At 72.4% G+C, this 19,435-nt stretch carries 18 protein-coding genes; 5 read left to right on the forward strand and 13 right to left on the reverse strand.

From position 1 onward, the window contains the following. Positions 1–201 precede the first annotated feature (201 nt). The 4 genes from fusA to ACZ3UD_RS03385 form a co-directional block, all read right to left on the reverse strand. Positions 202–2,307 carry an elongation factor G gene (gene fusA / locus ACZ3UD_RS03370; protein ID WP_465581690.1) on the reverse strand — a complete coding sequence of 702 codons (2,106 nt, stop codon included), beginning with the start codon at positions 2,305–2,307 and terminating at the stop codon, positions 202–204. A gap of 39 nt (positions 2,308–2,346) precedes the next feature. Next, the gene (gene rpsG / locus ACZ3UD_RS03375) at positions 2,347–2,817 is read right to left on the reverse strand and encodes a 30S ribosomal protein S7 (RefSeq protein WP_030055803.1); all 471 of its coding nucleotides are present in this window, start codon (positions 2,815–2,817) and stop codon (positions 2,347–2,349) included. A gap of 2 nt (positions 2,818–2,819) precedes the next feature. Further along, on the reverse strand, positions 2,820–3,191 hold the full coding sequence (gene rpsL / locus ACZ3UD_RS03380) for a 30S ribosomal protein S12 (RefSeq protein ID WP_014144289.1): 372 nt from the start codon (positions 3,189–3,191) through the stop codon (positions 2,820–2,822). A 431-nt stretch (positions 3,192–3,622) separates the two neighbouring features. Next, the gene (locus ACZ3UD_RS03385; protein ID WP_465581692.1) at positions 3,623–4,177 is read right to left on the reverse strand and encodes a DUF1707 and DUF4190 domain-containing protein; all 555 of its coding nucleotides are present in this window, start codon (positions 4,175–4,177) and stop codon (positions 3,623–3,625) included. Between the two features lie 255 nt (positions 4,178–4,432). On the opposite strand from ACZ3UD_RS03385, the gene ACZ3UD_RS03390 reads away from it, so the two are divergent. From ACZ3UD_RS03390 to ACZ3UD_RS03400, 3 genes are all read left to right on the forward strand, one after another. After that, on the forward strand, positions 4,433–5,284 hold the full coding sequence (locus tag ACZ3UD_RS03390) for an ABC transporter ATP-binding protein (RefSeq protein ID WP_465581694.1): 852 nt from the start codon (positions 4,433–4,435) through the stop codon (positions 5,282–5,284). Beyond that, entirely contained in the window at positions 5,281–6,894 is a 1,614-nt protein-coding gene (locus ACZ3UD_RS03395) for a transporter (protein WP_465581696.1), read from the forward strand. The genes ACZ3UD_RS03390 and ACZ3UD_RS03395 overlap by 4 nt, the downstream gene beginning before the upstream one ends. Before the next feature lie 94 nt (positions 6,895–6,988). Then, positions 6,989–8,260, forward strand: coding sequence for a DUF2786 domain-containing protein (locus ACZ3UD_RS03400; protein WP_465581698.1), 1,272 nt, complete (start codon positions 6,989–6,991; stop codon positions 8,258–8,260). Between the two features lie 91 nt (positions 8,261–8,351). Here the strand turns inward: ACZ3UD_RS03400 and ACZ3UD_RS03405 are convergent, their stop codons facing one another. Then, on the reverse strand, positions 8,352–9,371 hold the full coding sequence (locus ACZ3UD_RS03405; protein WP_465581700.1) for an RNA-guided endonuclease InsQ/TnpB family protein: 1,020 nt from the start codon (positions 9,369–9,371) through the stop codon (positions 8,352–8,354). 137 nt (positions 9,372–9,508) lie between these two features. Here ACZ3UD_RS03405 and ACZ3UD_RS03410 point away from each other — a divergent pair, with 137 nt between their 5' ends. Then, complete coding sequence (locus ACZ3UD_RS03410; RefSeq protein WP_465581702.1) at positions 9,509–10,621, forward strand: ADP-ribosylglycohydrolase family protein; 1,113 nt, start codon at positions 9,509–9,511, stop codon at positions 10,619–10,621. Between the two features lie 3 nt (positions 10,622–10,624). On the opposite strand, the gene ACZ3UD_RS03415 is transcribed toward ACZ3UD_RS03410, so the two are convergent. The 8 genes from ACZ3UD_RS03415 to ACZ3UD_RS03450 all read right to left on the reverse strand — a co-directional run bounded on the left by ACZ3UD_RS03415 (position 10,625) and on the right by ACZ3UD_RS03450 (position 18,490). After that, entirely contained in the window at positions 10,625–11,947 is a 1,323-nt protein-coding gene (locus ACZ3UD_RS03415; protein WP_465581704.1) for a serpin family protein, read from the reverse strand. Positions 11,948–11,995: 48 nt separating this feature from the next. Continuing rightward, positions 11,996–12,994 carry an ADP-ribosylglycohydrolase family protein gene (locus tag ACZ3UD_RS03420; protein ID WP_465581706.1) on the reverse strand — a complete coding sequence of 333 codons (999 nt, stop codon included), beginning with the start codon at positions 12,992–12,994 and terminating at the stop codon, positions 11,996–11,998. Positions 12,995–13,013: 19 nt separating this feature from the next. Further along, the gene (locus ACZ3UD_RS03425) at positions 13,014–14,228 is read right to left on the reverse strand and encodes a cytochrome P450 (RefSeq protein ID WP_465581708.1); all 1,215 of its coding nucleotides are present in this window, start codon (positions 14,226–14,228) and stop codon (positions 13,014–13,016) included. A 92-nt stretch (positions 14,229–14,320) separates the two neighbouring features. Continuing rightward, a complete protein-coding gene (locus ACZ3UD_RS03430; protein WP_465581710.1) occupies positions 14,321–15,061 on the reverse strand; it encodes an SIR2 family NAD-dependent protein deacylase in 741 nt (246 codons plus the stop codon). A 54-nt stretch (positions 15,062–15,115) separates the two neighbouring features. Continuing rightward, a complete protein-coding gene (locus ACZ3UD_RS03435; RefSeq protein ID WP_465581712.1) occupies positions 15,116–15,733 on the reverse strand; it encodes a hypothetical protein in 618 nt (205 codons plus the stop codon). 120 nt (positions 15,734–15,853) lie between these two features. Then, entirely contained in the window at positions 15,854–16,534 is a 681-nt protein-coding gene (locus ACZ3UD_RS03440) for a response regulator (RefSeq protein ID WP_465581714.1), read from the reverse strand. Further along, positions 16,531–17,718, reverse strand: a complete 1,188-nt coding sequence (locus tag ACZ3UD_RS03445) for a sensor histidine kinase (protein ID WP_465581716.1) — start codon at positions 17,716–17,718, stop codon at positions 16,531–16,533. The genes ACZ3UD_RS03440 and ACZ3UD_RS03445 overlap by 4 nt, the downstream gene beginning before the upstream one ends. Positions 17,719–17,815: 97 nt before the next feature. Continuing rightward, a complete protein-coding gene (locus ACZ3UD_RS03450; protein WP_465581718.1) occupies positions 17,816–18,490 on the reverse strand; it encodes a DUF4097 family beta strand repeat-containing protein in 675 nt (224 codons plus the stop codon). Between the two features lie 223 nt (positions 18,491–18,713). Between ACZ3UD_RS03450 and ACZ3UD_RS03455 the strand changes: the two genes are divergently transcribed. After that, entirely contained in the window at positions 18,714–19,433 is a 720-nt protein-coding gene (locus ACZ3UD_RS03455; RefSeq protein WP_465581720.1) for a Crp/Fnr family transcriptional regulator, read from the forward strand. Positions 19,434–19,435: the final 2 nt, after the last annotated feature.

Genomic DNA, 19,435 nt, shown 5'->3' on the forward strand with positions numbered 1-19,435 from the left:
GTTCCTGTACGCCGTGCTGACGTCAGTTGGTCTTGATCGGGCTTGGTCCGTGGTGCCGGAAGCACCTCGTACCGTCCCGCGGGTAGGGGCCGGAGGCCCCGGGAGGATCCGTCCGGATCCTCCCGGGTCGCCTCCTAATAGCCTAAGGGGTCGGAATCATCCCGAATGTCGGACTGATTCTGAAGCCGGCAGAGCCGGACCTCACTCGCCCTTGGACTTGGCGATGATCTCCTCAGCCACGGCCTTGGGGACCTCGGCGTACGAGTCGAACTGCATCGAGTAGCTGGCGCGACCAGAGGTCTTGCTGCGCAGGTCACCGACGTAGCCGAACATCTCGGAGAGGGGCACCAGCGCCGTGACGACGCGGGCACCGTGACGCTCGTCCATGGACCGGATCTGGCCACGGCGAGAGTTGATGTCACCGATCACGTCGCCCATGTAGTCCTCGGGCGTGGTGACCTCGACGGCCATCATCGGCTCAAGAAGGACCGGCTTGGCCTTCTTGGCGCCTTCCTTGAAGGCCATCGAACCGGCGATCTTGAACGCGAGCTCGGAGGAGTCGACGTCGTGCGACTGGCCGTCGAGCAGCTTCACGCGGACACCCTGCAGCGGGTAGCCGGCGAGAACACCGAACTCCATGGCCTCCTGGCAACCGGCGTCGACCGACGGGATGTACTCGCGCGGCACGCGGCCACCGGTGACCAGGTTGACGAACTCGTAGCCCTCGGCCTGCTCGAGCGGCTCGATCGCGATCTGCACCTTGGCGAACTGACCGGAACCACCGGTCTGCTTCTTGTGGGTGTAGTCGATGCGCTCGACGGCCTGACGGATCGTCTCGCGGTACGCGACCTGCGGCTTGCCGACGTTGGCCTCGACCTTGAACTCACGGCGCATACGGTCGACGAGCACCTCAAGGTGCAGCTCGCCCATACCCGCGATGATGGTCTGGCCGGTCTCCTCGTCCGTGTTGACCTGGAAGGACGGGTCCTCCTCGGCGAGACGCTGGATGGCGACACCCAGCTTCTCCTGGTCACCCTTGGACTTGGGCTCGATGGCGACGCGGATGACCGGGGCCGGGAAGTCCATGGACTCCAGGATGACCGGGTTCTTCTCGTCGGCCAGCGTCTCACCGGTGGTGGTCTGCTTCAGGCCCATGACGGCGACGATGTCGCCGGCGCCCACCGACTCGATCTCCTCACGCTTGTTCGCGTGCATACGGTAGATCTTGCCGATGCGCTCCTTCTTGCCCTTCACGGCGTTCAGCACGGAGGTGCCGGACTCCAGGCGACCGGAGTAGATCCGGACGAAGGTGAGCTTGCCCAGGTGCGGGTCGGACATGATCTTGAACGCCAGCGCGGCCAGCGGCTCGTCGTCCGAGGCCTTGCGGGAGATCTTGGTGTCCGGGTCGTTGGGCTTGGTGCCCTCGATGGACTCGATGTCCAGCGGCGACGGCAGGTACTTGACGACCGCGTCGAGCAGGGGCTGAACGCCCTTGTTCTTGAAGGCGGTACCGCAGAAGATCGGGGTGAAGTCCGAGTTCAGGGTGCCCTTGCGGATCGCGTCCTGCAGCAGCTCGACCGGGATCTCCTCGCCCTCGAGGGCGAGCTCCATGATCTCGTCGCTGACGTTCGAGACGGTGTCGATCAGCTGCTCGCGGTACTCCGCGGCCTGCTCCTGCAGCTCGGCCGGGATGTCGACGATGTCGTACATCTCGCCCTTGGCGGCCTCGGCGGACCAGACCAGAGCCTTCATGCGGACCAGGTCGACAACGCCCTGGAAGTCCGCCTCGGCACCGATCGGGAGCTGCATCACCAGCGGGGTGGCGCCGAGGCGCTCCACGATGGTGTCGACGCAGAAGAAGAAGTTCGCGCCCGTGCGGTCCAGCTTGTTGATGAAGCAGATGCGCGGGACGCCGTAGCGGTCAGCCTGCCGCCACACGGTCTCGGACTGGGGCTCGACACCGGCGACACCGTCGAACACCGTCACGGCACCGTCGAGGACGCGCAGCGAGCGCTCCACCTCGACGGTGAAGTCGACGTGCCCCGGGGTGTCGATGATGTTGATGGTGTTGTCGACGCCGTCGACCGTCCAGTGGCAGGTCGTCGCGGCCGACGTGATCGTGATGCCGCGCTCCTGCTCCTGCTCCATCCAGTCCATGGTGGCAGCGCCATCGTGGACCTCACCGATCTTGTACGAGACACCGGTGTAGAACAGGATCCGCTCGGTGGTGGTGGTCTTGCCCGCGTCGATGTGCGCCATGATCCCGATGTTGCGGACCCTGGCGAGGTCAAGGGAGGTTGCAGCCATGGTGGCTCGTTCTCTCTCTGTCTAGTGACGTGGTACGGACTACCAGCGGTAGTGCGCGAAGGCCTTGTTGGACTCGGCCATCTTGTGGGTGTCCTCGCGACGCTTCACGGAAGCGCCCAGGCCGTTGCTGGCGTCGAGGATCTCGTTCATCAGGCGCTCGGTCATGGTCTTCTCGCGACGGGCGCGGGAGTAACCGACCATCCAGCGCAGCGCCAGGGTGCTGGCGCGGCCCGGACGGACCTCGACCGGAACCTGGTAGGTCGCGCCACCGACACGGCGGGACTTGACCTCGAGGGCCGGCTTCACGTTCTCCAGCGCGCGCTTCAGCGTGACGACCGGGTCCGAGCCGGTCTTCTCGCGGACGCCCTCGAGGGCGCCGTACACGATCCGCTCGGCGGTGGAGCGCTTGCCGTGCAGCAGGATCTTGTTGACCAGCTGGGTGACGACCGGGGAGCCGTAGACCGGGTCGATGATGACCGGGCGCTTCGGGGCGGGGCCCTTACGAGGCATTCTTACTTCTCCTTCTTGGCGCCGTAGCGGCTGCGGGCCTGCTTGCGGTTCTTGACACCCTGGGTGTCGAGCGAACCGCGGATGATCTTGTAGCGGACACCAGGAAGGTCCTTCACACGACCACCGCGCACCAGCACGATGGAGTGCTCCTGCAGGTTGTGGCCCTCGCCCGGGATGTAAGCGGTGACCTCGATCCCGCTGGTGAGGCGCACACGGGCGACCTTGCGAAGCGCCGAGTTCGGCTTCTTCGGGGTGGTCGTGTACACACGCGTGCAGACCCCACGGCGCTGCGGGGAGCCCTTCAGCGCGGGAGTCTTGTTCTTCTCGACCTTGTCCTGCCGGCCCTTTCGGACCAGCTGCTGGATCGTAGGCACCGTTTCTCCGTTTTCTGTGTGCCAAGGCTTGGTGGAACTAACCTGCGGTGTTCCCTCGCACACGACCCCGTGGTCGACCCACGCGGTCGGGTGTGTTGGGCTATTCCGACACGGAATCCCATGAGCTGATGTACAGCGACGGCGCTCTACGCGCGGCGCGCTGGGAGGCGCTCCGGCTCGGCGCGGCGACCGGTGTGCATGCACGCACAAGGACCCGGGGACACCCCAGGCACAAGGTCAGAGCGTACCTAGCGCATGGGGCTCGGTCAAAACAAATGCAACGCCGCAGGTCGCGGCCTTCGGCCGGGTGTCGCCACGGTGTCCCGTGCGCGACCGGTCGGTGTCGGGCCGTCTCCACCCGCTCTACCACAGTCGACGGCCACCTGCCAGCGGAGCGTCCGGCGGAGCCGCGGACGGGGAGGGCGGACGGGCTACGCGATGCCCAGCAGGATCGTCAGGGCCCAGAAGGCCGTGCCCAGGTAGCCGAGGACCAGCCCGAGGACGGCCGCCCCGTCCCCGTTCATGTTGCGCTCGCGGATCTGCGCCCGGGCGATGTGGCCGGTGATCACCGCCGGCAGCACCGGCAGCGCCAGGAAGCCGGTCAGGCCGCACACCAGGGAGACCACCGCCAGCACGTTGGTGGGGCGGACCTGCGGCGCGGGGGGCGGCAGGAAGGTCGCCGGGACCGGCTGCGCGGCCTGGAGCGGCGGCGCCACCATCGGCCCGGCCGGCAGGTCGGCCACCAGTGCGGCCAGCTCGCCGTAGGTGCGCGCCAGGGCGGCCGCCTCGTGGCGCTGCTCGTACTCCTCGGCGGAGAGCCTGCCCTCGGCGAAGCCGGCCTTCAGCACGTCCACCGTCCGGTCCCGGTCCGCGTGGCTCGCCCGCATCGCCGCCTGCGGGGAGGGCGCGGCCTGCCAGCCCGGCACCGCGGCCCGATGGCCGTGCGGATGCCCGGGACGGGACTCGCCCCACGGTCGAACGGACATCCGCCACCTCCCGGCAACGCGGCGCCCCCGCGCGCGCTCACTGTTCCTCATAGTGCAGGACGAACAGCGGAGCTGAGTAGTTGCCGAATCGGCCCGCCTGCCGAGGCGGCGCGGTTTCCGGGCGGCGTTCACACCCGTTCGGCGGACACGCTCAGGGGATGCTCAAAGCCGGCGACAGTCCGTTCGGGCAGTGACAGGCTGGGGCCCCGGACAACCGTTCAGCCACCCGCACACGAGTAGAGACAGAAGGCCGCCATGCAGGCGTCAGTACCGTCGCCCTCCGGGCACCCCGGACCGGGCACCCCGTCCGCCGTCAGCATCCAGGGACTGTGGAAGCACTTCGGCAGCCAGGCCGCCGTGGCCGGGCTCAGCCTCGAACTGCCCGCCGGGGCCTTCATCGGCCTGGTCGGGCCGAACGGCGCGGGCAAGACCACCACGCTGTCCATGGTCACCGGCCTGCTCCGGCCCGACCACGGCACCGTGCTGGTGCACGGCGCCGACGTGTGGGCCGACCCGGTCACGGTCAAGGCCCGGATCGGCATCCTGCCCGAGGGCCTGCGGATGTTCGAGCGGCTCAGCGGGCGCGAACTGCTGCAGTACACCGGCCGGCTGCGCGGCCTGCCCGGCGCCGAGGTGGACCACCGCGCCGAGGAGCTGCTGACCGTCCTGGACCTCGGCCGGGACGCCGACAAGCTGGTCGCCGACTACTCCACCGGCATGCGCAAGAAGATCGGGCTGGCCGCCGCGCTGCTGCACAACCCCGACGTGCTGTTCCTCGACGAGCCCTTCGAGGGCGTCGACCCGGTCTCCGCCCAGACCATCCGCGGCGTGCTCAAGCGGTACGCGGCGGCGGGCTCCACGGTGGTCTTCTCCAGCCATGTGATGGAGCTGGTCGAGCAGCTCTGCGACTGGGTCGCGGTGGTCAACGCCGGCCGGGTGATCGCCCACGGCCCGCTGGACGCCGTCCGCGGCGAGCGCAGCCTGCACGCGGCCTTCCTCGACCTGATCGGCGTCCGCGAGGACGACGGCCAGGCGCTCGGCTGGCTCGGCGGCGGACACGCCGGGAGCGAGCGGCTCGGCGGCGGGCAGCTCGGCGGCGGGCAGTGACCGGGGCCTCGGTGCCCGACGGGCGGACGGTGGTTCGCGCCCTGGTGGCGCTCAAGCTGCGGCTGCTGCGCAACGGGTTGCGCCGCAGCCCCGGCCGTACCGCCGTGTACCTGATCGGCGGCGTCGTCGGCCTGGCCTTCGCAGGCGGTGTCGCCTTCGCGCTGGCGATGCTCAACGGGCGCTACGCCGGCTCCGCGAACGCCGGCGTGGTGCTGCTCGGCGTGCTCACCCTGGGCTGGGCCGCGCTGCCGCTGTTCCTGTTCTCCAGCGACGAGAGCGCCGACCCGACCCGGCTCACCATGCTGCCGCTGCGGCCCGGGCCGCTGCTGCGCGGCTCGCTGCTGGCCGCGCTGATCGGGCCCGGTCCGCTGATCAGCCTGGTGCTGGTGACCGGCGCGGCGCTGTCCGGCGCCGCGGGGGGTGCCTCGGCCGCGGCTGCGGTGGTCGGGGTGCCGCTCGCGGTGCTCTGCCTGGTCACGCTCTCCCGGGCGGTCGCGGCCGGCAACGCCCGGATGCTCTCCAGCCGGCGCGGCAAGGACTTCGCCATCTTCGGCGGGCTGGCCTTCGCGCTGCTGGTCCAGGCCGCCAACGTCGGCTCGCAGAGCATCTTCGGCCGCCGGGGCGGGCCGATCGACCTCAGCCCGCTGAAGCCGATCGCCTCGGTGCTGCGCTGGATCCCGCCGATCAGCGCGGCCGACGCCACCCACACCGCCGGCCAGGGCCGGTACGCGCTGGCGCTGCTGCAGCTGGCCGCGGCCGGGGCGCTGCTGGTCCTGCTGCTGCGCTGGTGGCGGAGCAGCCTGCAGGAGCTGATGGTCACCGCCGACTCCTCCACCCTGGAGGTGGCCCGCGGGGTGCAGGCGTCGCGCGGCTGGCGCTTCCTGCCCCAGGGCCGGACCGGCGCGGTGATGCAGCGCCACCTGCGGTACGCCTGGCGCGAGCCGCGGGCCAAGGCGGCGCTGTTCACCAGCATCGGGATGACGCTGGTGATCTGCGTGCTGTCGGTGGTCCAGGGCTGGTCGAGCGTCTACCTGCTGGCGATGACCGGGACCTTCCTCGGGCTGCAGATGCTCAACCTGTTCGGCATGGACGGCTCGGCGTTCTGGATGGTCGCCGCCACCCTGCGCACCCCGGCCGACGCCCGGGACGAGCTGCGCGGCCGGGCGTACGCGGTGCTGTCGTACGCCGTGCCGGTCGCGACGGTGCTCGGGCTGGTGCTGGCCACCGTCACCGGTGACTGGGCCGGGCTGCCCTCCGCGCTCGGCCTCGCGCTGGCGATGCTCGGCTGCGGCGTCGCGCTCGGCTCGGTGTTCAGCGTGCTCGCGCCGTACACCATGCCGGCCGACAGCAACCCGATGCGCAACGCGGCCCCCGGGCAGGGCGGGCTGATCCTGCTCAACCAGTTCGGCTCGATGTTCGGCGTCGCGCTGCTCGCCCTGCCGGTCGGCGGCTACCTGCTCTGGGCGCTGACCTCGGACGGGCCGACCTGGCCGGTGCTGCTGGTCGGCCCGCTCTACGGCGGCCTGATCGCCACCCTGGGCACCCGGCTGGCGGCCGCCCGGCTGCTGGAGCGCACCCCGGAGATCCTGGCCAAGGCGATCGAGCGCTAGAGGCCCGGGACCCCGTCGGCCTCGTCGGTCGGCCCGGCCGCTCCGGCATCATGGGCCGGAGAGGCCGGGCCGTCGAGGAGAGCAGGGACACACCGTGGGCAAGCGCGCGCAGCAGGGCGGGAACGCCGGGCCGCTGCTGGAGCAGGCGGTGCGGTCGGTGCTCACCGCCCCGAACGAGGGGCTGGACCTCGCGCTGGACACCGGGGCCTCGCTGCTGGCCGCCTCGGCCGGGCAGTGGCCGGCGGTCAGCCGGGCGCTGCTGGGGTACGTGGACACCGCCGTGGGCCGCTGCTGGTCGGCGGGCTGGCGCCCGGCCGACCTGGTGCGGGTGGTGCGGCGCCAGCTGAAGCCCGTCCACCTGGCGCTCGCGGTGGACCTGATCGCCGCCGAGGGCCGCCGCCGCCCCGCCGCGAGCCTGGACCGGCGCTGGCAGGAGCAGCTTCGCGAACTGGAGACCGAGGTCTGGTGGCCGGCCGACGAGCAGTACCTCGGCGCCTTCGCCCACCGGCACCGGCTGGACCGCTTCGCGCTCGCCACCGCCGTCCTGGAGCTGCTGCGCAGCTGGGGCCGGCTGCCCCCGATCGCCCCGGTCGGCCCGGCACCCGGACAGTCCGTACGGGCGCAGCACGCCACCGGTCCGGTGACCGGGGAGCCTCGGATGCTGGCGCGGATCCGGGCGCTGCTGGCCAAGGCCGAGTCCACCGAGTACCCGGAGGAGGCCGAGGCGCTGACCGCCAAGGCCCAGCAGCTGATGGCCCAGCACAGCATCGACGAGGCCCTGCTGGCCGCCGCCGGTGCCGACCGGGACACCCCGGCGGCGCTGCGGATCGGCGTGGACAACCCGTACGAGGGCCCCAAGACGATGCTGCTGGACGCGGTCGCGGCGGCGAACCGGTGCCGGGTGGTGTGGGCGAAGGAGTACGGCTTCTGCACCGTGATCGGCTTCGACGGCGACCTGGACGGCGTCGAGCTGCTCTACACCTCACTGCTGGTGCAGGCCACCCACGCGCTCAACAAGGCCGGTTCCGGCAAGGACTCCCGCAGCAAGGCGTTCCGGCAGTCCTTCCTGGTCGCGTACGCGGCGCGGATCCGCGAGCGGCTGACCGCCGCCACCGAGCGGACCACCAGCGCCGCCGCGGCCGGCCGCCACCTGCGCGAGGACGGCACCGAGGAGCAGCTGCTGCCGGACGAGCGGCTGCTGCCCGCGCTGGCCGCCCGCTCGGCGAAGGTGGACGAGGAGGTGGGCCGGCTGTTCCCGAAGCTGGTCTCGCAGCGGGTCCGGGTCAGCGACGGCGAGGGCTGGGTCGCCGGGCGGGCCGCGGCGGACCGCGCCGCGCTGCACGGGCGGGGCGAGATCCACAACTGACGGCCCGCCTGATAGAACGGTCCCCGCCACGAACGAACGAAGGGGGATTCGACTTGACTCCTCCCTCGCTTGGGGGCGGGGGATTCCTGGCTCACGCTGCCGCGACGTCCGGCGGACGCTGCGGTCTTCCGCGATCGACACCAGCCGGGTTGAGACCAGCCCGGACGAGCATCACGCGCGCGGAGTTCTTGTCCCTGGAGGACGAGGCCCCGCAGACGGTGCACGTATAGATCCGTTCGGAGAGGGGGAGGCGGTGCTTGGCTCTCGCACCGCAGTGCGCGCAGTCCATGGTGGTGTGCGCGGCGATCTTCCGGTGCTGTTTCGCGGCCTGCCGCCGGGCCTTGCGGTAGCCCTTGGTCTGCGCCTTTCCCTTCGGCTGGAGCCGTCGGGCCATCTGCCGCTGGTAGTGGGCGAGTTTCCGCGCGGCGCTCTTCCCATGCTGAGGGTGGGGGAGGTCGTGGTCGTCGCTGGTCGTTGTGGCGATCTCCTTGACGCCCCAGTCGATCCCGATGACGCGGCCCGTGGCGGGCAGCGGCTCGACAGCCGCAGGAACCACGAAGCTCGCATACCAGTGCCCGATCGCGTCCTGGTACACCCGGACCGAGGACGGTGCGCCCGGAAGTTCCCGCGACCACACCAACGTCACCACGATGCCGCCCGCGAGGTGCAGACGACCGTCCTTGATCCGGAAACCACGCCGCGTGTAGTACAGCGACGCCCGCGCCTCGCGCTTCCTCTTCGACTTCGGCATCCCGGTACGCCGATTCACCGGAAGCCTGGCCTTGATGTCCTTGAGCGCCTTGGCACGGGACTTCTCGAAGTCCCGAACGGTCTGCTGCTGCGGGACCGACGCACCCTCGCACAGCCACGCCATCGCCCCGCGCGCCTGCGTCAGGAGCTTGTCCAAATCGGCCGGTCCGCAGCTGCGCTTCGCCTCTGGATCGGCCCGGTTGTGCAGATGGACCTTGCGCGACATGTGGACGCATTCATTCCACACCCACCGGCACCTGCCCCACTCCTCGCCCAGAAGCACGGACGCGGTCGACGACACACGCAGGCGGTAGGTGTACCGGGTGTACCCGGCCTCCTCCGCACCCTGCCGCATCGTCATGACCCACAAGCTAGCCGACCCCACTGACAACGAGAGATGCCAGTACAGATGCGTAGAGAACTCCACCGCTTCGCGGCTCCGCTCCAAGCACCCATTCCCCTCCCAACTGAAGCCGGGAGCACCCTGGGAGAAATCCGGTGACGGAGTCGGCGGCGGAGTCAGGATACCGGGACCGGGTGCGCGGCGCGCTGCTCGGCGGCGCGATCGGCGACGCGCTGGGCTGGCCGGTGGAGTTCCAGCAACTGCACCAGATCCAGGACAGGTTCGGACCGCGCGGCGTGACCGCGCTGCCGGCCGGGAGCGACCTGGCCGAGGTCACCGACGACACCCAGATGACGCTGTTCACCGCCGAGGGCTTGATCCGCGGCTTCGTCCGCGGCTGGACGGGCGGCGGCGGCTCGGTGCCGGAGGCGATGCACGGCGCCTACCGGCGCTGGCTGCGGACCCAGTACCAGTCCAAGCCGGACACCGAACCGCAGCCCCGCCCGTACGACGGCTGGCTGCTGGCTCAGCCGTTCCTGTACGCGCGGCGGGCGCCGGGCAACGCGTGCCTGAGCGGGGTGTCCGAGCACCCGGTGTTCGAGGCGCCGTCCGCGATCGGGCGTCCGGGGCCGATCAACCCCGGGTCCAAGGGCTGCGGCACGGTGATGCGCTCGGCGCCGTTCGGGCTGGCCCGCCTGGGCGTCGAGCAGTCCTTCGGGCTAGCCGTGCAGTGCGCCCAGCTCACCCACGGGCACCCGACCGGATACCTCGCGGCGGGCGCCTTCGCGGCGCTGGTCGAGCGGCTGGCGGCCGGGACGGAGCCGTGGGCGGCGGTCGGCGAGACGGTGGAGCAGATCCGCGAGCTGCCGAAGTCCGAGGAGACCGTCCAGGCGCTGGCCCGGGCGGTGCGGCTCGCCCAGGAGGCCGAGCCCTCGGCGGACACGGTGGAGCGGGTCGGGCTGGGCTGGATCGCCGAGGAGTGCCTGGCCATCGCGGTGTACTCGCTGCTGGCGGCCACCCTCGACCCCGACCCGGTGCGCACCGCGCTGCTGCTGTCGGTGAACCACTCCGGGGACAGCGACTCCGCCGGCGCGGTCTGCGGCAACCTGGTCGGGGCCGCGTACGGTGCCTCGGCGCTGCCCGCCGAGTGGGCCGGGGCGGTCGAGGGGCGGGCCGAGCTGCTGACCGTCGCGGACGACCTGCTGGTGCTGTTCGCCAGCCGCGACCCCGGCCATCCGGCGCTCGGCGGGCGATACCCGGCCTGGTAGGTCCTACTTGGCCTGGGGATCGGTGACCTGCCCCAGGAACAGCGGCCGCCCGTTCGAAGTGTCCCGGATCAGGAACAGGAACGGCCGGTCGATGTGCAGCTGGACGGGCTGGCGCGGGGCCGGCGCCGCAGCGGCACCCACCCCGACCCCGCTGCCGGCCGCCGCGACCGTGCCCTCCTCGTCGACCTGGACGGTGGCCTTCTGCACCACCGTGCTGACGACGAGCGGCTCCTTGGCGATGCCGCTGAGGTCGGCGTCGTCGAAGGCCGAGTGGACGCCCAGCGAGCGCAGCGCGGGGGTGAGCTCGTTGGACGTGTCGAAGTGGAAGCGCGGCAGCTGCAGGTCGACGGGCTGCGCGCTGAGCGCGCCGAGGATCCGGTCCAGCTGCGGCTGGTCCAGGCCCTTGGTGAAGGCGGCGAAGCCGCCCTGGGCGGGGACGATCAGGTCCATCGCCAGGTTGCCGTCCTTGTAGGGAAGTTCGACGGCCTGCCAGGGCTCGCCGACGATCCCGCCGGAGCCGTCGGCGTACTTGAACTCGCCGGTCTGGCTCATGCTGGGCACGGACGGGGTGGAGGCGTCGAGCTTGTGGAACGGGCGGTCGGCGGTGTACGCGGGCTTGAACTCGGAGGCCCACTTCGCCTTGAGGTAGAGCGCGTCGGTGAGGACCAGCCGGGTGCCCCCGTTGATCGCGTTCGGCGCGAAGAGGTCCTTGATCCGCCCCTCGGTGGCCTTCTCCACGGCCGCGTTGACGGCCTTGCGGGAGCCGCTCGGGTCCTTCTTGAAGTCGGTGGTGTGCACTCCGGCGTCGAAGGCGGTGGCGAGGGTGGCCAGGTAGTCGGGCTCCACCGGGAAGCCCTGCTGCGTCCACACCTCGTCGGCCTGGTGCAGGGTGACCTGGTCGCCGTTCCTGGTCCGCTGGTCGAGCGTGCCGACGGCGAGCGCGTACTGCTTCGGGGCGAGGTCGGTGTGCAGAGCCTTGGCGAGTTCCTCGGCGGTCGCGCCGCGGGCGCCGGGCATCAGCATGGCGAGCACCGTGGACAGCCCGGACGGCGAGACCACCAGGTTGTGCCCGGCGCCGTCCGGCGTCGCGGTGAGGGCGTGCAGGAGGTCCAGGCCGAAGGCGTCGGTGGCCTTCGCGGTGGCAGCCAGCTGGGCCGGGTCCACCGCGGGCCGACTGGCCGGTGCGGAGGCCCTCAACTCCGTGCCGGTGGCGGCCCCGGTGCTGCCGCAGCCGGCGACCAGCGGCGCGGCGAGCGCGGCGGCGAGGAGCAGCGCCGCAGGGCGGCGGACGGCGCGACGACGGGTTCCGGTGCTGCGGTTCGTCATGGCTCTTCGACGCGGCACCCCGCCGACCGGTTCCGTCGTGGGCGTGCCCTAGTCCCAGAGCGCCCCGAGCGCCAGCAGTTCGTCCCGGTACTCGATCCGCTCGACCCACTCCCCGGGCCAGACCGCCTCGCCGTGGTGGGCGCCCGCGAAAGCGCCGGTCAGGCAGGCGAGGGAGTCGGAGTCGCCGCTGGAGTAGGCGGCCCGGCGCACGGCGGCCACCGGGTCGTCCGGCAGCAGCAGGAAGCAGAGCAGGCCGGTGCCGAAGGCCTCCTCGGCGACCCAGCCCTCACCGGTGGCCAGGCACGGGTCGGCCTCCGGGTCGGGGGCGGCGAGCGCGGCCTCCAGCTGGTCGAGGACCTTGAGGCAGTCGTCCCAGCCGCGGGCGATGACGGCCTGCGGGGAGCTGCCGTACCAGCGGTCGGCGAGGTCGCCGAGCCAGAACTCGTCGTACCGCTCGCGGCTCGCCAGCGCGTACGCCCGCAGCACCGCGGGCAGTCCGGCGGGCGGGACGCCCTCGGCCAGCTGGCGGACGGCGTAGGCGGCGAGGTCGCTGGCGGCGAGCGCGGTCGGGTGGCCGTGGGTGAGCGCGGACTGCAGCTGGGCGGCGCCAGAGAGCTGCCGGGCGTCCAGGTCGCGGATCAGCCCGATCGGAGCGACCCGCATGTTGGCGCCGCAGCCCTTGGAGCCGACGTCGCTCGCCTGCTGCCAGCGGTACTCGGGGTGGCTGAGCCGCTGGCAGGCGCGCAGGCAGGTCATGCCGGGGGCACGGTTGTTCTCCGGGGAGCGCCACCAGTCGACGAACTCCGCGCGCACCGGCCGCTCCAGCCGCAGGGGCGTCAGCGGCCCGCGCGCCAGGGCGGTGCGCAGGCCGCGGCCGAGGGCGAGGGTCATCTGGGTGTCGTCGGTGACCAGCGCCCGCTGCGGCAGCGGGAGTTGCCGCCAGTGCGGGTGGTCAGCGGCGATCGCCTCGACGCTCTTGAACTCGGTCACCCGGCCGATCGCGTCCCCGATCGCCAGCCCCAGCAGTGCCCCCGTCGCCTTGCCCACGGCAGCTCCCCCCTCTTCGTCACAACTCGACCAGCAGTTCCTTGAGCCCTCGGATCACATAGCCCGGGTTCCACTCGGGCTCGCGGACCAGCCGCAGGCCCGGGGCCCGGCGCAGCAGGGTGCCGTAGGACTCGGTGAGCTCCAGTCTGGCAAGCGGGGCGCCGAGACAGAAGTGGATTCCAGCGCCGAAGGTGATGTGCGGGTTGTCGGCGCGGGCGAGGTCGAGCCGGTCGGGGTCGGCGAAGCGCTCGGGGTCGCGGTTGGCGGAGCCGAAGAGGAGCGCGATCTCGGCGCCGCGCGGGATGGTGACGCCGCGGACCTCGATGTCCTCCAGCACCCAGCGCTCGAACATCTGCAGCGGGGTGTCCCAGCGCATCAGTTCCTCGACGGCGGTGGGCAGCAGTTCGTCCACCGAGCCGCGCAGCCGGGCGAGTTCCCCGGGGTTGCGGAACAGCGCCCACCAACCGTTGCCGGTGGTGTTGACGGTCGCCTCGTGGCCGGCGTTGAGCAGCAGCACGCAGGTGGAGACCATCTCCTGCTCGCTGAGCGCGTCGGAGCCCTCCTGCGCCTGGATCAGGGCGCTGATCAGGTCGGTGCCGGGGGTGGTGCGGCGCTCGCGGATCAGGGTGCGCAGGTAGTCGGAGAACTCGATGCTCGCGGTGACGGCCCGGCGGGCGGTCTCCTCGCTCGGGTTGAGCTCGAACATCCCGGTGATGTCGGCGGACCAGGGGCGCAGCAGGGGCCGGTCGCCCTCCGGGACGCCGAGCATCTCGGCGATCACGGCGACCGGCAGCGGCTCGGCGACGGTGGCGATCAGGTCGCCGCCGCCGGCCGCGAGCAGCCCGTCGACCAGTTCGCCCGCGAGGCGCTGGACGGTCGGCCGCAGCCCCTCGACCATGCGCGGGGTGAACGCCTTGGAGACCAGGCGACGGATCCGGGTGTGGTCGGGCGCCTCCAGGTCGAGCAGCCCGTGGTCGTTGAGGGTGTGGAAGGGCTCGTGCGCCGGGTCGGGCTCGGGGCGGCCGAACTCCCGGTGGCTGAAGCGGTGGGTGTAGGTGCGGCCGAGCCGGCGGTCGCGCAGCAGGGCGCTGACGTCCTCGTGACGGGAGACGAGCCACTGGTTCGTCGGCTCGAAGTACGTCACCGGCGAGTGCTCGCGCAGCTCGGCGTACGTGTCGTACGGGTGGGCCACGAAAGCCGCCGACCAGGGGTCGAACTTCGCCGTCGTCGTCATCGGTCGTTCACTCCAGGCCGTGAGGGGAAGCCGGAAGGATCATCGTACGCACGCGGTACGTCCGTCACGAGACCCTTCACGGCCTCCTGCCCTCACGCCCGTTCCGCGACCAGCCGCCGCACCAGCTCGGGCAGCGCCTGGGAGATCGGCTCCCGGATCACCTCGGCCGCGGCCTCGTCGTACGGCGTCGGCTCGGCGTTCAGGATGATCAGCTTCGCCCCGGTCTCCACCGCGTTGTACGGCAGCGCCGCCACCGGGAACACCTGCAGGCTGGTGCCGACCGCGATGAACAGGTCGCAGGCCCGGGCGATCGCATCGGCCTTCCCCAGCACCTCCGGGTCCAGGTTCTCGCCGAACATCACCGTGCGCGGCTTGAGGATCCCCCCGCAGGCCCGGCACGCCGGGTCCGGCTCGCCCGCCTCGACCCGCGCCAGCGCCTCCGCCATCGGCCCGGCCACCCGGCAGCGCAGGCACTGCACCTCCCGTGCGGTGCCGTGCAGTTCGAGCACCTTGCGGGCGGGCAGCCCGGCCGCCTGGTGCAGCCCGTCCACGTTCTGGGTGAGCACCCGCAGCGGCAGCCCGGAACGCTCCAGCTCGACCAGCGCCCGGTGCCCGGCGTTCGGCTCGGCGACCAGCGCACCCGTCTCCAGCCGCATCCGCCAGGCCCGCCGCCGCACCTCCGGGTCGCCCCGGTACGGCCCGATGGTGACCAGCTCCTGCGCCGACGGGTCCTTCTGCCACAACCCCTGCGGGCCGCGGTAGTCGGGGATGCCGGAGTCGGTCGAGATGCCCGCGCCGGTCAGCACGGCGATCAGAGGACGCTTGGCGTTCATACCCGGGACGGTACGGCCGCCGCACCGCCCTCGGCCACCGATATAGACGTCCCGTCAGGCCAGCGCCGCGCGGGGCGCGGGGCGCGGGGCCGGGCGGGTGAGCGGGGAGAGCGCGCCGAGGTAGCAGGCGGCGGCGAGCGGGATGAAGGCCAGGTCGGCGGCCGAGGCGACGGTGCCGAGCAGCATCAGCACCGGGCTCCACCAGCGCAGCGTCCGGGCCGCGCCCACCGAGGCGGCGACCAGCAGGGCCAGCAGGCCGACGTAGAAGAGCAGCGGGCCGACCTCGTAGACGGCGGGCAGCACCCCGGGGACGTCCTGGATCCGCTCGAACAGGCGCGCCTGCTCGTCCTTGGTGGCCGAGACCAGGCCGACGTAGAGGTCGATCCCGATCTGCGTCAGCGCGGCCGCCAGGCCGGTGAACGCCGTTCCCAGCGCGGTGTTCGCGGCCAGCCGCCCGACCGTGGTGGCGCGCGGGGCGAGCAGCCGGCGCAGGGCGAGGAGGACCGGGGCGAACAGCAGCAGGCCCGCGAACATCGCGGTGTGCCCGGCGGTCCAGCCGAGGCCCGGGGCGCGGGAGCCGGGCACCAGGCGGATGCCGCCGTAGAGGGCCATCAGCGCGGGGGCGCCGACGGCGGCGTAGCAGGTGAGGCGGCTGTTCCGGAGGGCGTTCATGCGAGGTTCTCCCGTGGTGTCCGTGATCCGTTGCGACACCCCAGAGCCTCCCGGCCGGGGCCCTCGTCGCGGATCGCCCGCACCGGCGAACTCCCGGCCTCCCCCGCTGGAGGGAGCCGGTCAGGCCTCCCCCGCCACCACCGCCCCGGCCTCGTACGCGAACACCACCGCGTGCACCCGGTCGCGCAGCCCGAGCTTGCTCAGCACATTGCTGACGTGCGTCTTCACGGTGTGCTCGCTGACCACCAGTTCGGCCGCGATCTCCGCGTTGGACAGCCCGCGCGCGATCAGCCGCAGCGTCTCCTGCTCGCGCAGGGTCAGCTGCTCCAGCAGCTTGGACGGCGGCCGCACCGCCCGGTCCGGCGCCCCCGGACGGCGGGCGGCGAACTCGCCGATCAGCCGCTTGGTCACCGAGGGCGCGAGCAGCGCCTCCCCCGAGGCGACCATCCGCACCCCGTGCACCAGGTCGTCCCGGCGGACGTCCTTAAGCAGGAAGCCGCTGGCGCCCGCGTACAGCGCGTCGAAGACGTAGTCGTCGATGTCGAAGGTGGTCAGCATGATCACCTTGGTGGACGGGAACTCGGCGCACACCCGGCGGGCCGCCTCCAGCCCGTCCATCACCGGCATCCGGACGTCCAGCAGCAGCACGTCCGGGTTGTGGGTGCGCACCGCCTCGACCGCCTCGGCGCCGTCGCACGCCTCGGCCACCACCTCGATGTCCGGCTGCGCGTCCAGGATCATCCCGAACCCGGCCCGCACCAGCTCCTGGTCGTCCGCGACCACCACCCGTATCGACGTCATCCGCCCACCCTCTCCACCACGCCCGCCGGCCCCAGCGGCAGTCGGACACTCACCAGGAACCCCTTGCCCTCCGGCCCCGGACCGGCCTCGGCCCGGCCGCCGCAGGCCGCCGCCCGCTCGCGGATGCCGACCAGCCCGCGCCCGCCGGACCAGCCGGCTGCCGTACGGTCGACCCTCAGCGGCACGCCGCGCCCGTTGTCGGACACCACGACCTCCAGCACGTCACCGGTGCGCCGCACCCGGATCGCGGCCCGGTCGGCCCCGGAGTGCTTGACCGTGTTGGTCAGCGCCTCCTGCACGATCCGGTACGCCGCCGCCTGCACGTCGGCGGTCACCGCGTCCAGCCCGTCGGCGAGTTCGAACTCCACCTCCAGGCCGGCCCGGCGCACCCGCTCCGCCACCTCGGCGAGCTCGGTCAGCCTGGGCTGCGGCGCCAGCTCCTGCCCCGCCTCCGAGTCCTTCAACACCCCGAGCACCCGCCGCAGTTGGACCATCGCGTCGCGGCCGGCGTCGGCGATGGTGTCGAAGGCGCGGATCGCCCGGTCCGGGGTGTCGCGCACCACCAGCGGCCCGGCCTCGGCCTGGATGACCATCAGCGACACGGCGTGCGCCAGGATGTCGTGCATCTCCCGGGCGATCCGGGCCCGCTCCTCCGCGACCGCCCGCGCCGACTCGCTCGCCGCCCGCTCACCGGCCTCCCGCGCCCGCTCCGCCTGCACCCGGGCCAACTGCCGCTGGGCGCGCACCAGGGAGCCGAAGACGAAGCCGCCGGCCGAGGTGAGCACGCTGAACAGCGCGCCGTTCGGCGAGTGGGTGCCGATCACGTTGGCGACCACCACCACCGCCAGCACCGACCAGCGCTGCCGGTCGGAGAATCGCTCCGCCACCGTGTACATCCCGATCACGGCGTACAGCGGCACCTGCGGGTTCGCCGAGTGCGCGGCGATCGACAGCGCCAGCGAGGGCAGGCTGCCCACGATCAGGAGGAGCAGCGAGGCCCGGCGCCGCCAGGGCAGGTACAGCGCGGTGGACACCGCCAGCAGGTAGACCCACCAGGGCCAGTCCGTGTCGTCGTTGTAGACCGCCCAGACCGACACCGCGGCCGAGCAGACCGCCAGGAAGGTGTCCAGCACGTACGGGCTCAGCCCGGTCGTCCATGTCCGCCAGCGCGCTACGCGCTCCACCGTCGTACCTCCCCCGTACCCGGGGACCCCGCCCCCGCGGAGAAGATCATGCCCTACCGGCAGAACCTCCGGCACCGCCCGGTCAGGCACCGCCCGATCAGGCACCGCTCACCGTCACACCGCCGGTCTCCGCCACCGCGGTGATGCGGTGCGCCGCGCTCGGCTGCGAGGGGATGCTCACGTCCGACCCGCCGTCCTTCGCCCGGGCGTCCACCGTGTACGCCTCGCCGCCCGGCACCGTCAGCCGCACCCCGCCGTTGCCGACCTTGGCGTCCAGCGTGGTCGGCGCCGCCGCGAAGTCGGCCCGCACCCCGCCGTTGGTCGCGTTCAGGTGCGCCGTCGGGGAGGTCAGCCCGGTGGCCTCGACCCCGCCGTTCTCCACCGTGGCGTCCACCTCCGCGGACAGCCCGGACAACCGCACCCCGCCGTTCTCCTCCTTCACCCGCACCTTCGTCCCGGCCGGCACCCGCACGGTGTACCCGATCCCGCAGGACTCGCACGAGTACCCCAGCGTCAGCACGCCGTCCTTCACCTCGTGCGTGCTCTTCGGCGCGTCCCCCCGGTAGCTCTGCTTCTCGACGACCTCCACCGAGTCACCGGCGCCGGTCACCACCACCCCGCCGTTCTCCGCGTCGACCACCAGCTCCTTGACCGACTCGGCCACCCCGTAGCTGACCGTCCGGTGCTGGTCCGACTCCCAGAACGGCATGCCCCCCTGCATCCCCAGCACCACCGCCGCCGTGATCGCCATCGCGCCCAGCACCCGCTTCATTTCCGGCCCCCTTCACAAGCCCCGTCATCCCGACACCGAGAAGCCTCCCGCAGCGGCCCCTCCGCCACCTCCCCCGCCGGAGCGGTTCCCGCGGCTCCCCCGCGAGGGGGAGGAATTCGCGGAATCGCCGACGGCGCGGCCGGTTCGCGAGTAGCTTGTTTGCCCGCGCTCAACCACCCGCGCCCACCTCTGCCGAGGCGAACACAACGAGGGCTGATCAGGCATGGCCAACACGCCTTCCGGCGGACCCGGTCCCGCGACCGGCCACGGCCTCGACGACCGCGTGCCCTTCCTGGCCAGGCTGGACCACGCCGACCGCAGCGCACTGCTCGCCCTCGGCCGCCGGCTCAGCTATCCCGCGCGGTCCACCGCGCTGCGCGAGGGCGAACCCTCCGACCACGTGCTGCTCGTCCTGCACGGCTGGCTGAAGGTGACCGCCGCCGCCGAGAACGGGTACGAGGCACTGCTCGCGCTGCGCGGACCGGGCGACATCGTCGGCGAGTCCGCCGCCCTCAGCGGACGGCCCCGGGCGGCCACCGTCACCGCGCTGGAGCAGGTCGAGGCCGCCGCCGTCGACCGGGCCACCTTCACCGGCTACCTGCAACGCACCCCCGCGGCCTCGATGCAGCTGCTGGCGCTCTCCACCGACCGGCTGCGCGCGGCCGACCACCACCGGCTGAAGTTCGCCTCGCTCAGCGTCAGCGAGCGCCTCGCCGACCTCCTGCTGGAACTGGCCCGCACCCACGGGCGCCGGACGGACGCGGGCATCGTCATCTCGGTCCCGCTCAGCCAGCAGGAGCTGGCCGGCTCGGTCGGCGCCTCCCGGGAGGCCGTCGCCCGGCTGCTCAAGTCCCTGCGGGACCGCGGCATCGTCGCCACCAGCCGCCGCTCGCTGGTCATCGCACGCCCCGACCTGCTCCGGAGGCCCGGTCAACTCCGTTGATC

The sequence above is a fragment of the Kitasatospora sp. NPDC023118 genome (assembly GCF_055560875.1).

What these genes read in the sequence shown, in the direction of transcription:
- ACZ3UD_RS03440 (WP_465581714.1), bottom strand. Translation starts at nt 16,534, where the DNA reads ATGACGTCGATACGGGTGGTGGTCGCGGACGACCAGGAGCTGGTGCGG.
- rpsG (WP_030055803.1), bottom strand. Translation starts at nt 2,817, where the DNA reads ATGCCTCGTAAGGGCCCCGCCCCGAAGCGCCCGGTCATCATCGACCCG.
- ACZ3UD_RS03390 (WP_465581694.1), top strand. Translation starts at nt 4,433, where the DNA reads ATGCAGGCGTCAGTACCGTCGCCCTCCGGGCACCCCGGACCGGGCACC.
- ACZ3UD_RS03405 (WP_465581700.1), bottom strand. Translation starts at nt 9,371, where the DNA reads ATGACGATGCGGCAGGGTGCGGAGGAGGCCGGGTACACCCGGTACACC.
- ACZ3UD_RS03415 (WP_465581704.1), bottom strand. Translation starts at nt 11,947, where the DNA reads ATGACGAACCGCAGCACCGGAACCCGTCGTCGCGCCGTCCGCCGCCCT.
- ACZ3UD_RS03450 (WP_465581718.1), bottom strand. Translation starts at nt 18,490, where the DNA reads ATGAAGCGGGTGCTGGGCGCGATGGCGATCACGGCGGCGGTGGTGCTG.
- ACZ3UD_RS03425 (WP_465581708.1), bottom strand. Translation starts at nt 14,228, where the DNA reads ATGACGACGACGGCGAAGTTCGACCCCTGGTCGGCGGCTTTCGTGGCC.
- ACZ3UD_RS03435 (WP_465581712.1), bottom strand. Translation starts at nt 15,733, where the DNA reads ATGAACGCCCTCCGGAACAGCCGCCTCACCTGCTACGCCGCCGTCGGC.
- ACZ3UD_RS03430 (WP_465581710.1), bottom strand. Translation starts at nt 15,061, where the DNA reads ATGAACGCCAAGCGTCCTCTGATCGCCGTGCTGACCGGCGCGGGCATC.
- ACZ3UD_RS03385 (WP_465581692.1), bottom strand. Translation starts at nt 4,177, where the DNA reads ATGTCCGTTCGACCGTGGGGCGAGTCCCGTCCCGGGCATCCGCACGGC.
- ACZ3UD_RS03455 (WP_465581720.1), top strand. Translation starts at nt 18,714, where the DNA reads ATGGCCAACACGCCTTCCGGCGGACCCGGTCCCGCGACCGGCCACGGC.
- fusA (WP_465581690.1), bottom strand. Translation starts at nt 2,307, where the DNA reads ATGGCTGCAACCTCCCTTGACCTCGCCAGGGTCCGCAACATCGGGATC.